This is a genomic window from Actinoallomurus iriomotensis (assembly GCF_030269445.1).
Lineage (GTDB): Bacteria > Actinomycetota > Actinomycetes > Streptosporangiales > Streptosporangiaceae > Actinoallomurus > Actinoallomurus iriomotensis.
This window is the reverse complement of sequence record NZ_BSTJ01000001.1, coordinates 1595145-1611284: the sequence shown is the minus strand read 5'-3', so window position 1 is coordinate 1611284 and position 16140 is coordinate 1595145. Positions and strand designations below refer to the sequence as shown.

The window sequence follows — 16140 nt, the reverse complement described above, 5'->3', positions numbered from 1 at the left end:
TTATGAGAATTATTGCACCGCTTGTGATGGTTTCATGTTGAGTGTCCGTTTGAGAAGACGTCAGTGCCGGATTTTCCCACCGGTCTCACCAACCTCACTAGCATGCGAAAGCACGAGACCTCTGTGACGGGAGTTGTGCATGCGGGGCCGGAGCCATTTCGGGCCGGGAGCGTACGTCGTCCGCTACGCCTGGTGGGGACCGCTCGTGCCGGCCGTCCTCGGCGCGGCCATCATCGCCGGGTTCGTGCTCGGCGCGACCTCACATCCCCCGCGGCTGCACTGGCGTCCCGGCTCCCACCTCGGCCCCTGGGGCTGGACCATGTACGGCGCCCAGTGGCTGATGCCGCTCGTCGGCGCCGGCCTGCTGGTGTTCGCCGCGGTCGGCCTGCGCCGGGTGGCGCGCGGGGCGGTGGCGTTCGCGGTCGCGGAGAAGGGCGTCTACTGGTGCCCGTCGGGCCGGGCCTCGCAGGGTGAGTGGTTCGCGTGGGACGAGGTCACCGCGATCGAGTTCCACTCCGCCGACGGCGGGTCCGTCGGCCGTGGCGCGGTCGCGCTGCGCGGCTACGCGCCCGAGCGCGACGACCGCCCGCGCCTGGTCTCCACCCGTCTCGGCGGCTGGCGCATCGCGCCTCGGCGGCTGGGCCGCGCGCTGCGGGAGTTCGCCCCCGACGTGGAGGTCATCTCCCACTGACGTCCGCGATGCGTGAGACGCCCGCCGGCAGCTCACCGCGGCTCTCGATGTCGGCGAGGAAGTGCAGCAGGGTCTCGTGGAACGCCCGCGCCGCGTGGGTCGGGTGCACGTCCTTGCGGTGCGCGAGCGCGATCGTGCGCTCCAGGCCCGGCGGCGCCAGCGGCGTGCCGACCAGCCCCGCCCGGCCCGACAGGACCATCGACGGCACGAGCGCCCGGCCGAGCCCGGCCTCGACGAAGCGCAGCACCCCGTCCATCTCGCCGCCCTCGACGGCGAACGTCGGCTCGAACCCGGCCTGCCGGCACGCCGTCTGGGTCGCCTCCCGCAGGTCATAGCCGCTGCGGAACATGACGAGCGGCTGGCCGCGCAGGTCCTCGATGCGCACGTACGGCCGCTTGGGCGGGTCCGAGCGCGGCGACACCACGACCAGGTCCTCCTGCAGGATGGGCGCGGTCTCCAGCGAGGGGTCGGTGCTCTGCAGCGGCAGGATGATCAGTGCCAGGTCGAGCTGCCCGCGCGCCAGGTCCCGTACGAGGTCGCGGGAGCCGCCCTCCTCCACGCGCAGCTCGATGCCCGGATAGCGGCCGCGGAAGCGCGCCAGGGCGTCGGCGAGCAGCCCCGCGAACAGCGAGGGGGTCGCGCCCAGCCGCACCCGGCCCCGGCGCAGGCCGGTCAGGTCCTGGATCTCCCGCCGGGCCGTGTCGACGTCGGCGAGGATGCGCCGGGCGAGCGGCAGGAGCGCCTCACCGGCGGCCGTCAGCGTGATGTTGCCGCGCGCCCGGCTGAACAGCGGCGCGCCCAGCTCCGCCTCCAGCGTCTTGATCTGCTTGGACAGGGACGGCTGCGCGACCCGGAGAGTTTCCGCCGCCCGTGTGAAATGCCTCACCTCCGCGACGGCCACGAAGTACGAGAGTTGCTGTAGCTGCACAGTCCATAGCCTACGGCTATCGAAACAAGCGTCATCATGTCTTGGACGCCTCTTTGGAATCGGACATACGGTCCGCAATGTGTCATCCAGAGCGAGCACGGTGACCGCACCTCCGCAGACGGCGACCTCACAGGCGCTTCCGCGAAGGCTGTACGGGTCCTCCGTCGGCAAGAAGGCCGTCATGGCGGTGACGGGGGCGATCCTCGTCCTGTACCTGATCGCCCACATGATCGGCAATCTCAAGGTCTTCCTGGGCCGCGACGACTTCAACCACTACGCGCACTGGCTGCGCACGATGGGTGAGCCGGCGGTCCCGTACCGGACCGTCCTGACCATCATCGAGATCGTGCTCACCGTGGCGGTGATCCTCCACATGTGGTCGGCGGTCTCGCTCGCCCGGCGCGCGCGGCGGGCCCGGCCCGTGCGATACGCCGCCCGGCCCACCACGCAGGAGCACCGGTACGCCACGCACGTCATGCGGTACGGCGGGGTCGTCATCCTGCTGTTCGTCATCTGGCACCTGCTGGACCTGACGTTCGGCGCGGTCAACCCCAAGGGCGGCGACGCCCAGCCGTACGACAAGATCGTCGCCGACTTCGCCCCCTCGCACTGGTACATCACGCTCTTCTACATCGTCGCCGTGGTCCTGGTCGGGTTCCACCTCAGGCACGGGCTGTGGAGCGCCTTCCAGACGCTCGGCTGGGGCCGTCAGAACCGCTACCGCGGCCTGCGCCTGCTCGCCGACACGGTCGCGGCCGTGATCGTCCTCGGCTTCGTGTCCGTGCCGGTCCTCGTCACCATCGGGGTGGTCTCATGAGCGAACGCAGTGAGCGAATCGACAACACAGTGTCCGTGGTCACTCCCCGACGAAGGAGGGCTCATGAGCACCGTTAATTTGTTCACCGACGGTGAGCCGATCCGGGACACCAAGGCACCGGAGGGCCCGGTCGAGCAACGCTGGGACAAGCGTCGCTTCGGGGGCAAGCTGGTCAACCCGGCGAACCGGCGGAAGCTGTCGGTCATCGTGGTCGGCACCGGCCTGGCCGGCGGCTCGGCCGCCGCGACGCTCGGCGAGCTCGGCTACCACGTCAAGTCGTTCTGCTACCAGGACAGCCCGCGCCGCGCGCACAGCATCGCCGCGCAGGGCGGCATCAACGCCGCGAAGAACTACCGCAACGACGGCGACAGCATCCAGCGGCTCTTCTACGACACCGTCAAGGGCGGCGACTACCGGTCGCGCGAGTCCAACGTCTACCGGCTCGCCCAGGTGAGCGTGGAGATCATCGACCAGTGCGTCGCGCAGGGCGTGCCGTTCGCCCGTGAGTACGGCGGCCTGCTCGACACGCGCTCCTTCGGCGGCGTCCAGGTCTCCCGTACGTTCTACGCGCGCGGCCAGACCGGCCAGCAGCTGCTGCTGGGCGCGTACCAGGCGCTCGAGCGCCAGGTCGCGGCCGGCACCGTGGAGATGTTCACCCGGCACGAGATGCTGGAGCTGATCATCGTGGACGGCGCCGCGCGCGGCATCGTCGCCCGCGACATGGTCACGGGCGAGATCGAGACGCACACCGCCGACGCCGTCGTGCTGGCCTCCGGCGGGTACGGCAATGTGTTCTTCCTGTCGACGAACGCCAAGGGCTGCAACGTCACGGCCACCTGGCGGGCGCATCGCAAGGGCGCGCTGTTCGCCAACCCGTGCTACACCCAGATCCACCCGACGTGCATCCCGCAGAGCGGCGACCACCAGTCGAAGCTGACGCTGATGTCGGAGTCGCTGCGCAACGACGGCCGCGTCTGGGTGCCGGTGGCGAAGGGGGACAAGCGCGACCCGCGCGAGATCCCCGAGGACGAGCGCGACTACTACCTGGAGCGGATCTACCCCTCGTTCGGCAACCTCGTGCCGCGCGACATCGCCTCCCGCGCCGCCAAGAACGTCTGCGACGAGGGCCGTGGCGTCGGTCCGGGCGGGCTCGGCGTCTACCTCGACTTCGCCGACGCGATCCAGCGGCTCGGCCGCAAGGCGGTCGCGGACAAGTACGGCAACCTGTTCGAGATGTACGAGCGCATCACCGGTGAGGACCCGTTCGAGGTGCCGATGCGCATCTACCCGGCGGTGCACTACACGATGGGCGGCCTGTGGGTCGACTACGACCTGCAGTCCACCATCCCCGGCCTGTTCGTGATCGGCGAGGCGAACTTCTCCGACCACGGCGCCAACCGGCTCGGCGCGTCCGCGCTGATGCAGGGCCTGGCCGACGGTTACTTCGTGCTGCCGAACACCATCAGCGACTACCTGGCCAAGGGCCCCTTCCCGAAGGTCGGCGACGACCACGAGGCCGTCGTCGAGGCGCGCGAGTCCGTCACCGGCCGCATCGAGCGGCTGCTGTCCATCGACGGCGACCGTACGCCGGACTCCTTCCACCGCGAGCTCGGCGCGCTCATGTGGGAGTACTGCGGCATGGAGCGCACCGACGAGGGCCTGCGCAAGGCCATCGACCGGATCCGCGAGCTGCGCGAGGAGTTCTGGACCCGCGTCAAGGTGCCGGGGGAGAACGAGGAGCTCAACCAGGCGCTGGAGAAGGCCGGGCGGATCGCGGACTTCTTCGAGCTGGCCGAGCTGATGTGCATCGACGCCCTGCACCGTACGGAGTCCTGCGGCGGTCACTTCCGCGCCGAGTCCCAGACGCCCGACGGCGAGGCCCTGCGCGACGACGAGCACTTCGCCTACGTCGCCGCCTGGGAGTACACCGGCGACGCCCCGGTCCTCCACAAGGAGAACCTGGAATACGAGAACGTGAAGATGGTCCAGAGGTCGTATAAGTGAAGCTCACACTGAAGATCTGGCGGCAGAAGAACGCCGATGACCCGGGGCGGATGGTCCCGTACGAGCTGGACGACGTCTCGCCGGACATGTCGTTCCTCGAGATGCTCGACGTGCTCAACGAGCGGTTGATCGTCGAGGGCGAGGACCCGGTCGCGTTCGACCACGACTGCCGTGAGGGCATCTGCGGCATGTGCTCGCTCGTCATCGACGGCACCCCGCACGGCCCGCAGCAGGCCACCACGACCTGCCAGCTCCACATGCGGCACTTCAAGGACGGCGACGTCATCACGATCGAGCCGTGGCGCGCGGCGGCGTTCCCGGTCATCAAGGACCTGGTCGTGGACCGGTCGGCGTTCGACCGCATCATCCAGGCCGGCGGGTACGTCAGCGCCCCGACCGGGTCGGCGCCGGAGGCGGCGTCCATCCCGGTGCCGCAGGCCGACGCGCACGCCGCCTTCGACGCCGCGACCTGCATCGGCTGTGGCGCCTGCGTCGCCGCCTGCCCGAACGCGTCGGCGATGCTGTTCACCGCCGCGAAGATCACCCACCTCGGCCTGATGCCCCAGGGCCAGCCCGAGCGGTACGGCCGGGTCACCGCGATGGTCGCCCAGATGGACGCCGAGGGCTTCGGCGGCTGCACGAACACCGGAGAGTGCACCGCGGTCTGCCCCAAGGGCATCCCGTTCGAGACCATCTCCCGCCTCAACGCCGACCTGCTCAAGGCCACGCGTAAGGCCTCCTGAGACTTCACGGCCCGGGAGGAGGGAACGTCCCCCCTTCCTCTCGGGCCGTGGACCACTTCCGGGCTCCGGGGCACAATGGCCCTCACTCCATGACGCGCCGCAGGCGTCGGTAGGAATATTTCGATCTCGACACGGTTTCGGCAAAGATCTACCGCCTCCTGGCCGTACTCGGCCAAGGTAGCTCCCACCTGTGTGGCTTATGGAGGCTTGATGAAGGTCAAGGGGATGCTCGTCGGCATCGTCGCCGTCGCGATGGCGGCGTCGGCGTGCGGCGGCGGTGGCGGTTCCGGGAACAAGTCGAAGGTCTTCACCTACGCGATCACCGAGCCGGAGCATCTCATCCCCGGCAACACCAATGACGCGCAGGGCCTCACCGTCGACAGCGCCCTCTTCGACACGCTGATGACGCTCGACCCCAGCGGCAAGCCGGTGATGGAGGACGCCGCGTCGGTCGACACGACCGACCAGAAGGTCTGGACGATCAAGATCAAGCCGGGCCTGACCTTCCACAACGGTGAGCCGGTCACCGCCCAGAGCTACGCCGACGCCTGGAACGCCACGGCGAACTCCGCGAACGCCTGGGGCAACGGCTACTACCTCGGCAGCATCGAGGGCTACGCCGACCTGAACCCCGACAAGGGCAAGCCGAAGGTCGACAAGATGAAGGGCCTCAAGGTCGTCGACCCGCAGACCCTGCAGGTGACGCTCTCCCAGCCCTTCAGTCAGTTCCCGTACGTGCTGTCGTTCATCGGCACCGCGCCGATGCCCAAGGCCGCCTTCACCGATCTCAAGGCGTACGAGCAGAAGCCGATCGGCAACGGGCCGTTCATGATCGACGGCTCCTGGGAGCACAACAAGCAGATCAAGCTGAAGAAGTTCGCCGGCTACAAGGGCACGCGTCCGGCCAAGTCCGACGGCGTGACCTTCAAGGAGTACGCCGGCCGCGACGCCGCCTACACCGACCTGCGGGCCGGCAAGGTCGACTTCGACAACCAGATCCCCGCGGCGAAGGCGCCCGAGGCCAAGCGGCTGCTCGGCGACCGGCTCATCACCGTGCCCAGCGGCACCATGGACTTCCTCGAGTTCCCGCTGTACGACCCGGCGTTCAAGAACCCCGACCTGCGCAAGGCGATCTCGATGGCGATCGACCGGCAGGCGATCGTCAACGCGGTCTACAACGGGACGTTCAAGCCGATGGCGTCGCTGCTGGCGCCGATCGTGCCGGGCTACCGCGCGAACGCCTGCGGCGAGGCCTGCACCTACAACCCGCAGCAGGCCAAGCAGCTGTTCGACAAGGCGGGCGGCTACAAGGGCACGCTGCACCTGGTGTTCTCCAACGCCGACGCGACGTACGAGCAGTGGATGACCGACGTCGCCAACCAGCTCAAGCAGAACCTCGGCATCACCGACATCAAGTTCGACAAGGTCCAGGTGTCGGACTACCTGACGAAGCTGAGCGACCACAAGGCGGCCGGTCCGTACCGCAGCAACTGGACCATGGACTACCCGAGCCCCGAGGACTACCTCACGCCGCGGTGCGCCAAGCCCACCCGCAGCGGCTACGACGGCGCCGCGTGCGAGGCCCTCATCATGAAGGGCAACGCGGCCAAGACGCCGCAGGAGGGCCAGCAGTACTACCAGCAGGCCGAGGACATGGTGCTGAAGGACATGCCGATCACGCCGCTGTGGAACTGGCAGGACCAGCTCGGCTCCTCCAGTCACGTCGGCGACATCCACGCCGACCCCTACGTCTACCCGCTCGTCCACCTCGACCAGGTGACGGTCAAATAGCGTGTGGCGTTACGTCGTACGGCGCCTTCTGCAGATGGTGCCGGTCCTGATCGGGACGACGCTCCTGATCTACCTGGCGGTGTTCGCGCTGCCCGGTGACCCGATCCGGGTCCTGGGCGGCGACAAGCCGATGTCGCCGGCGGTGTACCAGGCCCTGCGGCACCACTACCACCTGGACGATCCGCTGATCGTCCAGTACGGCAAGTACCTGTGGGGCCTGGTCCGCGGTGACTTCGGCGAGACGCTCAACGGCCAGCCCGTCGGCGACGTCCTGACGGGGGGCTGGACGGTGACGGTGCAGCTCGCCGTCACCGCGTGGGTCTTCGAGCTGGTCGTCGGGATCGCGCTGGGCGTCTGGGCGGGCCTGCGCAAGGGCGGTGTGATCGACACGCTCGTGCTGAGCGGCACCACTCTGGTCATCGCCATCCCCGGCTTCGTGCTCGCCTACTCAGCGCAGCTGCTGTTCGGCCTCAAGCTGGGCTGGTTCCCGACCGCGGGGACCGACGACGGCTGGCCGTACAGCTATCTGCTGCCCGGGATCCTGCTCGGCTCGCTCAGCCTCGCCTACATCGCCCGGCTGACCCGGACGAGCCTGGTGGAGAACGGCCGTTCGGACTACGTGCGCACCGCGGTCGCCAAGGGCCTCAGCCGCCGGCGGGTGCTCGTGCGGCACACGCTCCGCAACTCCCTGATCCCGGTGGTCACCTACCTGGGCGTCGACCTCGGCAACCTGATGGCCGGCGCGATCATCATCGAGGGCATCTTCAACCTGCCGGGCATCGGCCAGCAGATCTGGCTGGCCATCCAGGTCAAGGACGGCCCGACCGTCGTGGGCATCAGCACGTTCCTGGTCCTCATCTATCTGCTGGCCAACCTCGTCGTCGACTTCCTCTACGGCGTGCTCGACCCCAGGATTCGCCATGACTGAAGTTGCTGAGGCCACGGCGCAGACCGGGGCGGCGATCGAGGGCGGAGCCGCGTCGCTGTGGAGCGACGCGTGGCGCGACCTGTGCCGCCGCGTGACGTTCTGGGTCTCCGCGGTGATCCTGCTGTTCATGGGCGTGATGGCGGCCTTCCCCTCACTCTTCACCGGCCTCGGGGCGAACGACGGCTGTGACGTGCGGCAAGCGAAACAGCGGCCGGCGTCGTGGAACCCGTTCGCGGGCGGAGACCATCCGTTCGGCACCGACAGCCACGGCTGCGACTACTGGGCCCAGGTCGTGCACGGCACCCGCGCGCCGATCGTGGTCGGGTTCCTGGTGACCGCGATCGCGCTCACCCTGGCGATCGTGCTCGGCTCGGTCTCCGGCTACTACGGACGGCTGCTCGACGCGTTCCTGTCGCGTATCACCGACATCTTCTTCGGCCTGCCGCTGATCCTCGGCGCGCTCGTCATCCTGACCGCGTTCCCGTCGCACGGGATGATGACCGAGTCGCTGGTGCTCGGCCTGCTGTGGTGGCCGACCATGACGCGGCTGATGCGCGGCCAGGTGCTGTCGGTGCGCGACGCCGACTACGTCCAGGCCGCGCGCATGATCGGCGCCAGTGACGGGCGGATCATGCTGCGCCACATCCTGCCGAACGCCGTCGCGCCCGTGTTCGTCTACGCGATGCTCAACGTCGGCGTGGTCATCGGCTACGAGGCCACGCTCGACTACCTGGGCGTCGGCCTGCAGTACCCCACGGTCTCGTGGGGCCTGCAGCTCAGCCAGGCACAGGAGATCTTCACCGACTACCCCTACCTGCTGATCTACCCGGCCGTATTCCTGACCGCGACGGTGCTGAGCTTCCTGCTGCTCGGCGACGCGGTACGCGACGCACTGGACCCGAAGCTGCGATGAGCGACGAAGAACAGAGCACCGGCCCGCTGCTGGCGGTCGAGGATCTGCACGTGGAGTTCCGCTCCCGCGGGCGATCGGTGCAGGCGGTCAACGGGCTGTCCTACACGCTGGACGAGGGCGAGACGCTCGCCATCCTGGGGGAGTCCGGGTCGGGCAAGAGCGTGGGCGCGCAGGCCGTGATGGGCATCCTCGACACGCCGCCCGCGCACGTCACGAAGGGGTCGGTACGGTTCCGCGGCACCGAGCTGCTCGGCCTGCCGGAGAAGAAACGGCGCGACTACCGCGGCGCGAAGATCTCGATGATCTTCCAGGACGCGCTGTCGGCGCTGAACCCGGTGCACCGGGTGGGCGACCAGATCGCCGAGATGCTCATCGTGCACCGCAAGTCCTCGCGCGGCGAGGCGCGCAAGCGGGCGATCGACCTGATGGACCGCGTGCGGATCCCGTCCGCGGCCTCGCGGGTGAACGACTTCCCGCACCAGTTCTCCGGCGGCATGCGGCAGCGCGTGATGATCGCCATGGCGCTGGCCCTCGAACCGGACGTGCTGATCGCCGACGAGCCGACCACGGCGCTCGACGTCACCGTCCAGGCGCAGATCATGAAGCTGCTGGCGGAGTTGCAGGAAGAGATGCGGATGGGGCTCATCCTCATCACCCACGACCTCGGCGTGGTGGCCGACGTGGCGGACCGCATCGCGCTGATGTACGCCGGCCGCGTCGTGGAGGAGGCCTGGGTCGAGGACCTGTACGCCCGGCCCGCGCACCCGTACGCCGAGGGACTGCTCGCGTCGGTCCCGCGCATCGACGTGCGCGACCGCTCGCTGACCCCGATCAAGGGCTCACCGCCGAACCTCGCCGCCATCCCCTCGGGCTGCCCGTTCCATCCGCGCTGCCCCCGCGCGCGGGACCGCTGTTCGACCGAGGTTCCCGAACTGCGTCTTCTCCAGACCGGTGAGGGCGCTCCGGACCGGTCCGGAGCCCGGTCCGGGGCACCCTCGCCTCACCGGAGCGCCTGCCATTACGCCGAGGAGGTCTCCGGTGGCCGATGAGATCCTCTCCGTACGGGACGTCGTCAAGCACTACCCGCTGACCAAGGGAGTGCTGTTCCAGCACGAGGTCGGGCGGGTGAAGGCGGTCGACGGCGTCTCGTTCGAACTCCGCAAGGGCGAGACGCTCGGCCTGGTCGGCGAGTCCGGCTGCGGCAAGAGCACGCTGGCCAAGCTGCTCATGGGCGTCGAGCGGCCGACCTCCGGCAGCGTGCACTTCGAGGACCGCGACGTCTTCTCGCTGTCCAGGGCGGAGCTGCGCCGGTCGCGGCGCCGGATGCAGCTCGTCATGCAGGACCCCTACACCTCGCTCAACCCGCGGATGACCGTGGGCGACATCGTCGGCGAGCCCTTCGCCGTCCACGGCGACCCCGAGGGCGGACGCGGCCGCCGGGTGCGCGAGCTGCTGGAGATCGTCGGTCTCGACCCGGACCACGTGAACCGGTACCCGCACCAGTTCTCCGGCGGACAGCGGCAGCGGATCGGCATCGCCCGCGCCCTCGCGCTGCGGCCCGACGTCATCATCTGCGACGAGCCGGTGTCCGCGCTCGACGTGTCGGTGCAGGCCCAGGTCATGAACCTCCTCGCCGACCTGCAGCGGGAGTTCGGCCTCTCCTACGTCTTCATCGCCCACGACCTCGCCGTCGTCCGGCACATCTCCGACCGCGTCGCGGTGATGTACCTGGGCAAGATCGTCGAGATCGGCGACGAGGAGCAGATCTACGACCACCCCACGCACCCGTACACGCAGGCGCTGCTGTCGGCGGTGCCGGTGCCGGACCCGACGAAGCGGACGGGCCGGATCGTGCTGGAGGGCGACGTGCCGAGCCCCACGGACCCGCCGTCCGGCTGCCGGTTCCGCACCCGCTGCTGGAAGGCCGAGGAGATCTGCGCGTCCGAGGAACCGGCGCTGGAGGTCCGCGCGGGCCGCTCGGACCATCCGAGCGCGTGCCACTTCGCCGCCGACTCGGGCCGCCCCTGAAAATGGTTCGCGGCTGATCAAAGCGCATGGGTAACGTCGGGAGGTCCACTGCCTCCCGGTTCGGGGATTTCGTATGCGCTCTTTTCCCGTGTCCGATCCCGGCACGCCCGATCGCCGCTCGCCGGCGCGTTACCTGCTGTGGATCGCGCGCGTGCAGGCCGCCACGATGGCCGGCGGGGCCGCATGGGGCGTCGTGTGGATGGGCACCCAGGCGCTCATGCCGGCCACCATCGGCCGCGCCATCGACACGGGCGTGACGGCGAAGAACACCGACGCGCTGCTGCTGTGGTCGGGCGTGCTGCTCGGGCTCGGCGCGGTGCAGGCGGTGGCCGGGATCATGCGCCACCGGTTCGCGGTCACCAACTGGTTGGGCGCGGCGTTCCGCACCGTGCAGGTGACGACCCGCCACGCCACGCGGCTCGGGGCGACCCTGCCCAAACGCGTGGCGACCGGTGAGGTCGTCAGCGTCGGCATCGCCGACGTCTCCCACATCGGCAACTCCATGGACATCACGGCGCGCGGCGCCGGTGCGATCGTCTCGATCGTCCTGGTCGGCGTGATCCTGCTGGTCACCTCGCTGCCGCTGGGGCTGGTCGTGCTGATCGGCGTGCCGCTGATGGCCGCCGTCGTCGCGCCGATCCTGCGGCCGCTGCACCGCAGCCAGCGGCACCAGCGCGACCTGCAGGGCGAGCTGGCCACCCGGTCGAGCGACATCGTCTCCGGCCTGCGCGTGCTGCGCGGCATCGGCGGCGAGCAGGTGTTCGCCGGACGCTACCGCGAGGAGTCGCAGGCGGTTCGCGCCGCCGGAGTGCGGGTCGCGCGCAGCGACTCCCTCCTGGAGGGCGCCCAGGTGCTGCTGCCCGGGCTGCTGGTCGCGCTGGTCACCTGGATCGGCGCCCGGTTCGCGTTGGCCGGCCAGATCACCATCGGCCAGCTCGTGTCCTTCTACGGCTACTCGGTGTTCCTGGTCGAGCCGATGCGGACCCTGACCGAGGCGGCCGACAAGATCACCAAGGCGCACGTCGCGGCACGCCGGGTGGTCCGGATCCTGAACACCGAACCGGAGCTGCCGGACGAGGGCACCCGCACCGAGGCGGCCGGCGCGATGGTCGATCGGCCCTCCGGGCTCACCGTACGGCCGGGGCGGCTCACCGCGATCGCCGCGACCTCGCCAGAGGACGCGCAGGCCATCGCCGACCGGCTCGGCCGGTTCACCGACGACGAGGTGACCTGGGGCGGCACGCCCGTACGCGAGCTGACGCTGCCCGCGATGCGCGAGGCCGTGCTGGTCGCCGACCCCGGCGCCCGGCTGTTCTCCGGGCCGCTGCGGGAGGAGATCGGCGGCCGCTCCGAGCGGGAGCTGCGCGACGCCCTGTACACGGCCTGCGCGACCGACATCGTCGAGGAGCTGCCGTCGGGCCTCGACGACGAGATCGCCGAGGGCGGACGGGAGTTCTCCGGCGGGCAGCAGCAACGCCTCCGGCTCGCCCGCGCGCTCGCCGCCGACCCGGAGGTGCTGATCCTGGTCGAGCCGACCTCGGCGGTGGACGCGCACACCGAGGCGCGCATCGCGGGCCGGCTCGCGGAGCACCGCGCCGGCCGTACCACGGTCGTGTGCACCACCAGCCCGCTCGTCCTCGACCGGGCCGACGAGGTGGCGTTCGTGGACGCGGGCCGGGTCACCGCGACGGGTCCGCACCGCGAACTGCTCGCCACCGTCCCGCGCTACGCCGCCACCGTCACGAGAGAAGAGGAGCCATGACCGAGCGAAGCGAGGGAGTCGAAGGCACGCCCCGGTGGTCACTTCCTCCGACGAAGGAGGTCTCATGACCGAGCGAAGCGAGGGAGTCGAAGGCTCGGTCCGGTGGTCACACCCTCCGACGAAGGAGGTCTCATGACCGAGCGAAGCGAGGAAGTCGAAGGCACGGTCCGGTGGTCACTTCCTCCGACGAAGGAGGGCTCATGACCGAAGACGCGGTCGCCGACGGGCCACCGAGGATCCCGGCGCACGACCGGATCCTGCCCGTCGCGACACCGGCGCAGGTACGCGCGTACGCCCGGCGGCTGACCGTCGCCTACCCGGGGCAGCTCGCGCTCGCGCTGGGCCTGCACGGGCTCGCCGCCGTCTCCGGCCTGGTCGCACCCCGGTTGCTCGGCGAGCTGGTCGAGGACGTGCGCCACGGCACCTCCCACTGGACGGTCGACCGGATCGCGCTCACCATCGCGGTGTTCATCGTCGCCCAGGGCGTGCTGATGAGGTACGCCGTGTACGTCTCGGCGCGGCTGGGCGAGAAGGTCCTCGCCCGGCTGCGCGAGGAGTTCGTCGACCGGGTCCTCGAACTCCCGCTGTCGACCGTCGAGCGGGCCGGCACCGGCGACCTGATCACCCGGACGTCCCGCGACGTCGACGTGCTGTCGCGCAGCGTGCGGCACGCGGTCCCGGAGACGCTGATCGCCCTCGTGACCGGCGCGTTCGCGGTCGGCGCGCTCCTGCTCGTCGGGCCGCTGACCGCGCTGCCGTGCCTGGTCGGCGTGCCGCTGCTGTGGGGCGGCACGAAGTGGTACCTCGCGCGGGCGCGGGCGGGTTACCTCTGGGAGAACGCCGCGTGGGGCTCGGTGACCGCCGGGCTGACCGAGACGGTGGAGGGCGCGCGCACGGTCGAGGCGCTGCGCCTGGAGGACCGCCGGGTCGCGCGGACGAACACCGACATCGCCGGCGCGTGGGCGGCCGAACGCTACACGCTGGGCCTGCGCACGGTGTGGTTCCCGATGGTCGAGGTCGGCTACGTCCTGCCGGTGGTGGCGACGCTGCTGGTCGGCGGCCTGCTCTACATCTGGGGGCTCGCCTCGCTCGCGCAGGTGACCGCGGCGACGTTGTACGTCCAGCAGCTCATCGACCCGCTCGACCGGCTGCTGTCGTGGATCGACGAGCTCCAGGTGGGCGGGGCGTCGCTGGCGCGGCTGCTGGGCGTCTCCGAGGCGCGCGCCGACCGCACGCCCACCACGGCGCGCCCGGCCGGTGAGCGCATCGTGCTGGACGACGTCCGGTACGCCTACCGCGCGGGCCATGACGTGCTGCACGGCGTGGACCTGCGGTTGCGGCCGGGGGAGCGGCTCGCGATGGTCGGCCCCAGCGGCGCGGGCAAGTCCACGCTGGGCCGGCTGATCGCCGGCATCCTGCGGCCGCGTACCGGCTCGCTCAAGGTCGGCGGGGTGCCGCTGGCGGACCTGCCGCTGGAGGACCTGCGCGGGCACGTCGCGCTCGTCACCCAGGAGCATCACGTGTTCAAGGGGACGGTGCGCGACAACCTGCTGATGGCCCGGCCGGAGGCGACGGAGGAGGAGGCGGCCACAGCCCTGGCCGCGGTCGAGGCCGACTGGGTCGCCGAGCTGCCGGACGGCCTGGACACCCAGGTGGGCACGGGCGGCCTGGCGTTGTCACCCGCGCAGGCCCAGCAGCTCGCGCTCGCCCGGCTCGTCCTCGCCGACCCGCACACGCTGGTGCTGGACGAGGCGACGTCGCTGCTCGACCCACGGGCGGCGCGCCACCTCGAACGCACGCTGTCGGCGGTGCTGGCGGGCCGTACGGTCGTGGCGATCGCACACCGGCTGCACACCGCCCACGACGCCGACCGGGTGGCCGTCGTCGAGGACGGCCGGATCACCGAACTGGGCCGCCACGAGGAGCTGATCGCGGCACGCGGCTCGTACGCCGCGCTGTGGGACTCCTGGCACGGCGGCCCGGTGGAGCGGGACGCGGTCCCCCGCGAGGCGTGAGGCCCGCGGGCCGGTCACGGGGATCAGCGGCGGCCGACCTCGATCCAGACGTCGGCGGTCGCGATACCTCGGGCGGCGTGGAGGTCCCAGCAGCCGGGCCGGTCGAACCGGTAGCCGGCGCCCCACTCGTCGCCGGGGCGCCGGTAACTGCTGCCGCCGTGCGCCTCGGGGCCCCAGTCGAGCCGCCTGGTCCGGCCGTCGGGATCCACCGCCGACAGGCGCAGCTCACCCGTGCCGGTCATCCTCCAGACGATTTTCACGCGGTCGCCCGAACGGATCAGTGGGGACCGGAACGGCACCATGATGAGGCCCCACAAGCCGACGCCGTGGCCGGTGCCCCGGACCTCGGGGCCGCCTGGTCCGGCGCTCTGCGGCGGCGCCGCGCTGCCGATCGGAGAGGGCGGAGCGCACCCGGCCCGCCCGTCCGGGCCGAGGGCCTCGGGGGAGGCCGGGGACGGTGCGGCGCGACCGGCCGGCGGCGTGGCGCCCGGTGCGGGTGCGGAGCCGCCCGCACACCCGGCCAGGCACAGCCACAGGACGGCGGGCGACGCCGCGGCGAGCCATCGGCGAGGACGTCTCATCGGGCATGCGATCGCGGCCATGACGGCATCCTCGCCGCGGAAGCCCGCCGAGGAAAGTGGACGGTGGCTCGCGCCGTGGCGCGTCAGATGCCGAGGAGCGGCCGAAGCAGCGTGCCGACCTCACCCAGGATGAGGGCCGCGCACGCGTGGTATCCCTCGCTCGGCCCGCCGTAGGGGTCCGGCACGTCGTCCACGCCGGCCCAGGGTAGCCGCGTGCGCCGCGGGCCGGCGGCGGCCACCAGCGCGCGGGCCCGGCCGGCCGCTCCGCCCTCGGCGGGCGGCGCCTGGCCGCCGACCAGCCGGGCGAACTCCCGCAGGGTGAAGGTCCGGTCGCGCGCCTCGGGACTGCCGGCGAGGATCGCCTCACGGTGCCGTTCCTCCATGGTGAGCACGAGGTCGGCGGCACCGACGATGGCGGGCGTCAGCAGCCGGCCGCGGTGACCGTCGTCCTCGATGCCCAGCGCCCGGAGCGCCGACGCGGACCCGGGCGCGATCGGGCTGCCCTCGTGCCCGTACACCCCGGCGCTCTCGACGACGACACCGGCGGCGCCCGGCCCACCCTCACGCAAAGCACGCCGGATCATCGCCTCGGCCATCGGCGACCGGCAGATGTTCGCCGTGCAGACCACGACGATCCGGAACTCCTCCACCATGCCGGGCATCTTAGAACCATTCGTCGGCCGACCACCCCTGTCCGGGCGCGGGGGCGTCGACGTAGCGCGCCCCGCACCCTGGGCAGCCCCACCGGTGAACCCCGACGACGCATCCCGCGAGGAGGATCTCCCCGGCGTCGAGGGCCCGCCGAACCTCCGCGGACCGCCGCACACGGCCGTACACCAGCCGCGCGACCCGACGCCCGCAACGCGAACACGGCGGCAGCCCACTGTCGTCCGGCACGTCGTCCCACTCCCGCCCGCATCCGCGCGAGACGGCCGGCCC

At 71.0% G+C, this 16140-nt stretch carries 14 protein-coding genes; 11 read left to right on the top strand and 3 right to left on the bottom strand.

Going from position 1 to position 16140, the window contains the following annotated elements:
* Positions 1-139: 139 nt before the first annotated feature.
* Positions 140-691 carry a hypothetical protein gene (locus tag QSK37_RS07685; RefSeq protein ID WP_285618527.1) on the top strand — a complete coding sequence of 184 codons (552 nt, stop codon included), beginning with the start codon at positions 140-142 and terminating at the stop codon, positions 689-691.
* On the opposite strand, the gene QSK37_RS07680 is transcribed toward QSK37_RS07685, so the two are convergent.
* Positions 678-1619: a LysR family transcriptional regulator gene (locus QSK37_RS07680; RefSeq protein ID WP_285618526.1), complete on the bottom strand. Its 942-nt coding sequence runs from the start codon at positions 1617-1619 to the stop codon at positions 678-680. The two genes, QSK37_RS07685 and QSK37_RS07680, sit on opposite strands and share 14 nt — an antisense overlap.
* Before the next feature lie 79 nt (positions 1620-1698).
* On the opposite strand from QSK37_RS07680, the gene QSK37_RS07675 reads away from it, so the two are divergent.
* The 10 genes from QSK37_RS07675 (at position 1699) to QSK37_RS07630 (ending at position 14620) form a co-directional block, all read left to right on the top strand.
* Positions 1699-2436 carry a succinate dehydrogenase cytochrome b subunit gene (locus tag QSK37_RS07675; RefSeq protein ID WP_285618525.1) on the top strand — a complete coding sequence of 246 codons (738 nt, stop codon included), beginning with the start codon at positions 1699-1701 and terminating at the stop codon, positions 2434-2436.
* 63 nt (positions 2437-2499) lie between these two features.
* Positions 2500-4440, top strand: a complete 1941-nt coding sequence (locus QSK37_RS07670; RefSeq protein ID WP_285618523.1) for a fumarate reductase/succinate dehydrogenase flavoprotein subunit — start codon at positions 2500-2502, stop codon at positions 4438-4440.
* The gene (locus QSK37_RS07665) at positions 4437-5183 is read left to right on the top strand and encodes a succinate dehydrogenase/fumarate reductase iron-sulfur subunit (RefSeq protein ID WP_285570786.1); all 747 of its coding nucleotides are present in this window, start codon (positions 4437-4439) and stop codon (positions 5181-5183) included. Before QSK37_RS07670 ends, QSK37_RS07665 begins: the two co-directional genes overlap by 4 nt.
* 210 nt (positions 5184-5393) lie before the next feature.
* Positions 5394-6974 (top strand): peptide ABC transporter substrate-binding protein, encoded by a 1581-nt coding sequence (locus QSK37_RS07660; protein WP_285618521.1) that lies wholly within the window; start codon positions 5394-5396, stop codon positions 6972-6974.
* 1 nt (position 6975) lies between these two features.
* On the top strand, positions 6976-7902 hold the full coding sequence (locus tag QSK37_RS07655; RefSeq protein WP_285618519.1) for an ABC transporter permease: 927 nt from the start codon (positions 6976-6978) through the stop codon (positions 7900-7902).
* The gene (locus tag QSK37_RS07650; protein ID WP_285618517.1) at positions 7895-8815 is read left to right on the top strand and encodes an ABC transporter permease; all 921 of its coding nucleotides are present in this window, start codon (positions 7895-7897) and stop codon (positions 8813-8815) included. The genes QSK37_RS07655 and QSK37_RS07650 overlap by 8 nt, the downstream gene beginning before the upstream one ends.
* Positions 8812-9864 carry an ABC transporter ATP-binding protein gene (locus QSK37_RS07645; protein ID WP_285618515.1) on the top strand — a complete coding sequence of 351 codons (1053 nt, stop codon included), beginning with the start codon at positions 8812-8814 and terminating at the stop codon, positions 9862-9864. The genes QSK37_RS07650 and QSK37_RS07645 overlap by 4 nt, the downstream gene beginning before the upstream one ends.
* Positions 9854-10843 (top strand): ABC transporter ATP-binding protein, encoded by a 990-nt coding sequence (locus QSK37_RS07640; RefSeq protein ID WP_285618514.1) that lies wholly within the window; start codon positions 9854-9856, stop codon positions 10841-10843. The genes QSK37_RS07645 and QSK37_RS07640 overlap by 11 nt, the downstream gene beginning before the upstream one ends.
* 73 nt (positions 10844-10916) lie before the next feature.
* Positions 10917-12605: an ABC transporter ATP-binding protein gene (locus tag QSK37_RS07635; RefSeq protein WP_285618513.1), complete on the top strand. Its 1689-nt coding sequence runs from the start codon at positions 10917-10919 to the stop codon at positions 12603-12605.
* 200 nt (positions 12606-12805) lie between these two features.
* Positions 12806-14620, top strand: coding sequence for an ABC transporter ATP-binding protein (locus tag QSK37_RS07630; RefSeq protein WP_285618512.1), 1815 nt, complete (start codon positions 12806-12808; stop codon positions 14618-14620).
* Between the two features lie 23 nt (positions 14621-14643).
* Here QSK37_RS07630 and QSK37_RS07625 read toward each other — a convergent pair whose 3' ends face one another.
* Both QSK37_RS07625 and QSK37_RS07620 read right to left on the bottom strand, forming a co-directional pair.
* On the bottom strand, positions 14644-15222 hold the full coding sequence (locus tag QSK37_RS07625) for a hypothetical protein (protein ID WP_285618511.1): 579 nt from the start codon (positions 15220-15222) through the stop codon (positions 14644-14646).
* A 62-nt stretch (positions 15223-15284) separates the two neighbouring features.
* A complete protein-coding gene (locus tag QSK37_RS07620; protein WP_285618510.1) occupies positions 15285-15854 on the bottom strand; it encodes an arsenate reductase/protein-tyrosine-phosphatase family protein in 570 nt (189 codons plus the stop codon).
* Positions 15855-16140: the final 286 nt, after the last annotated feature.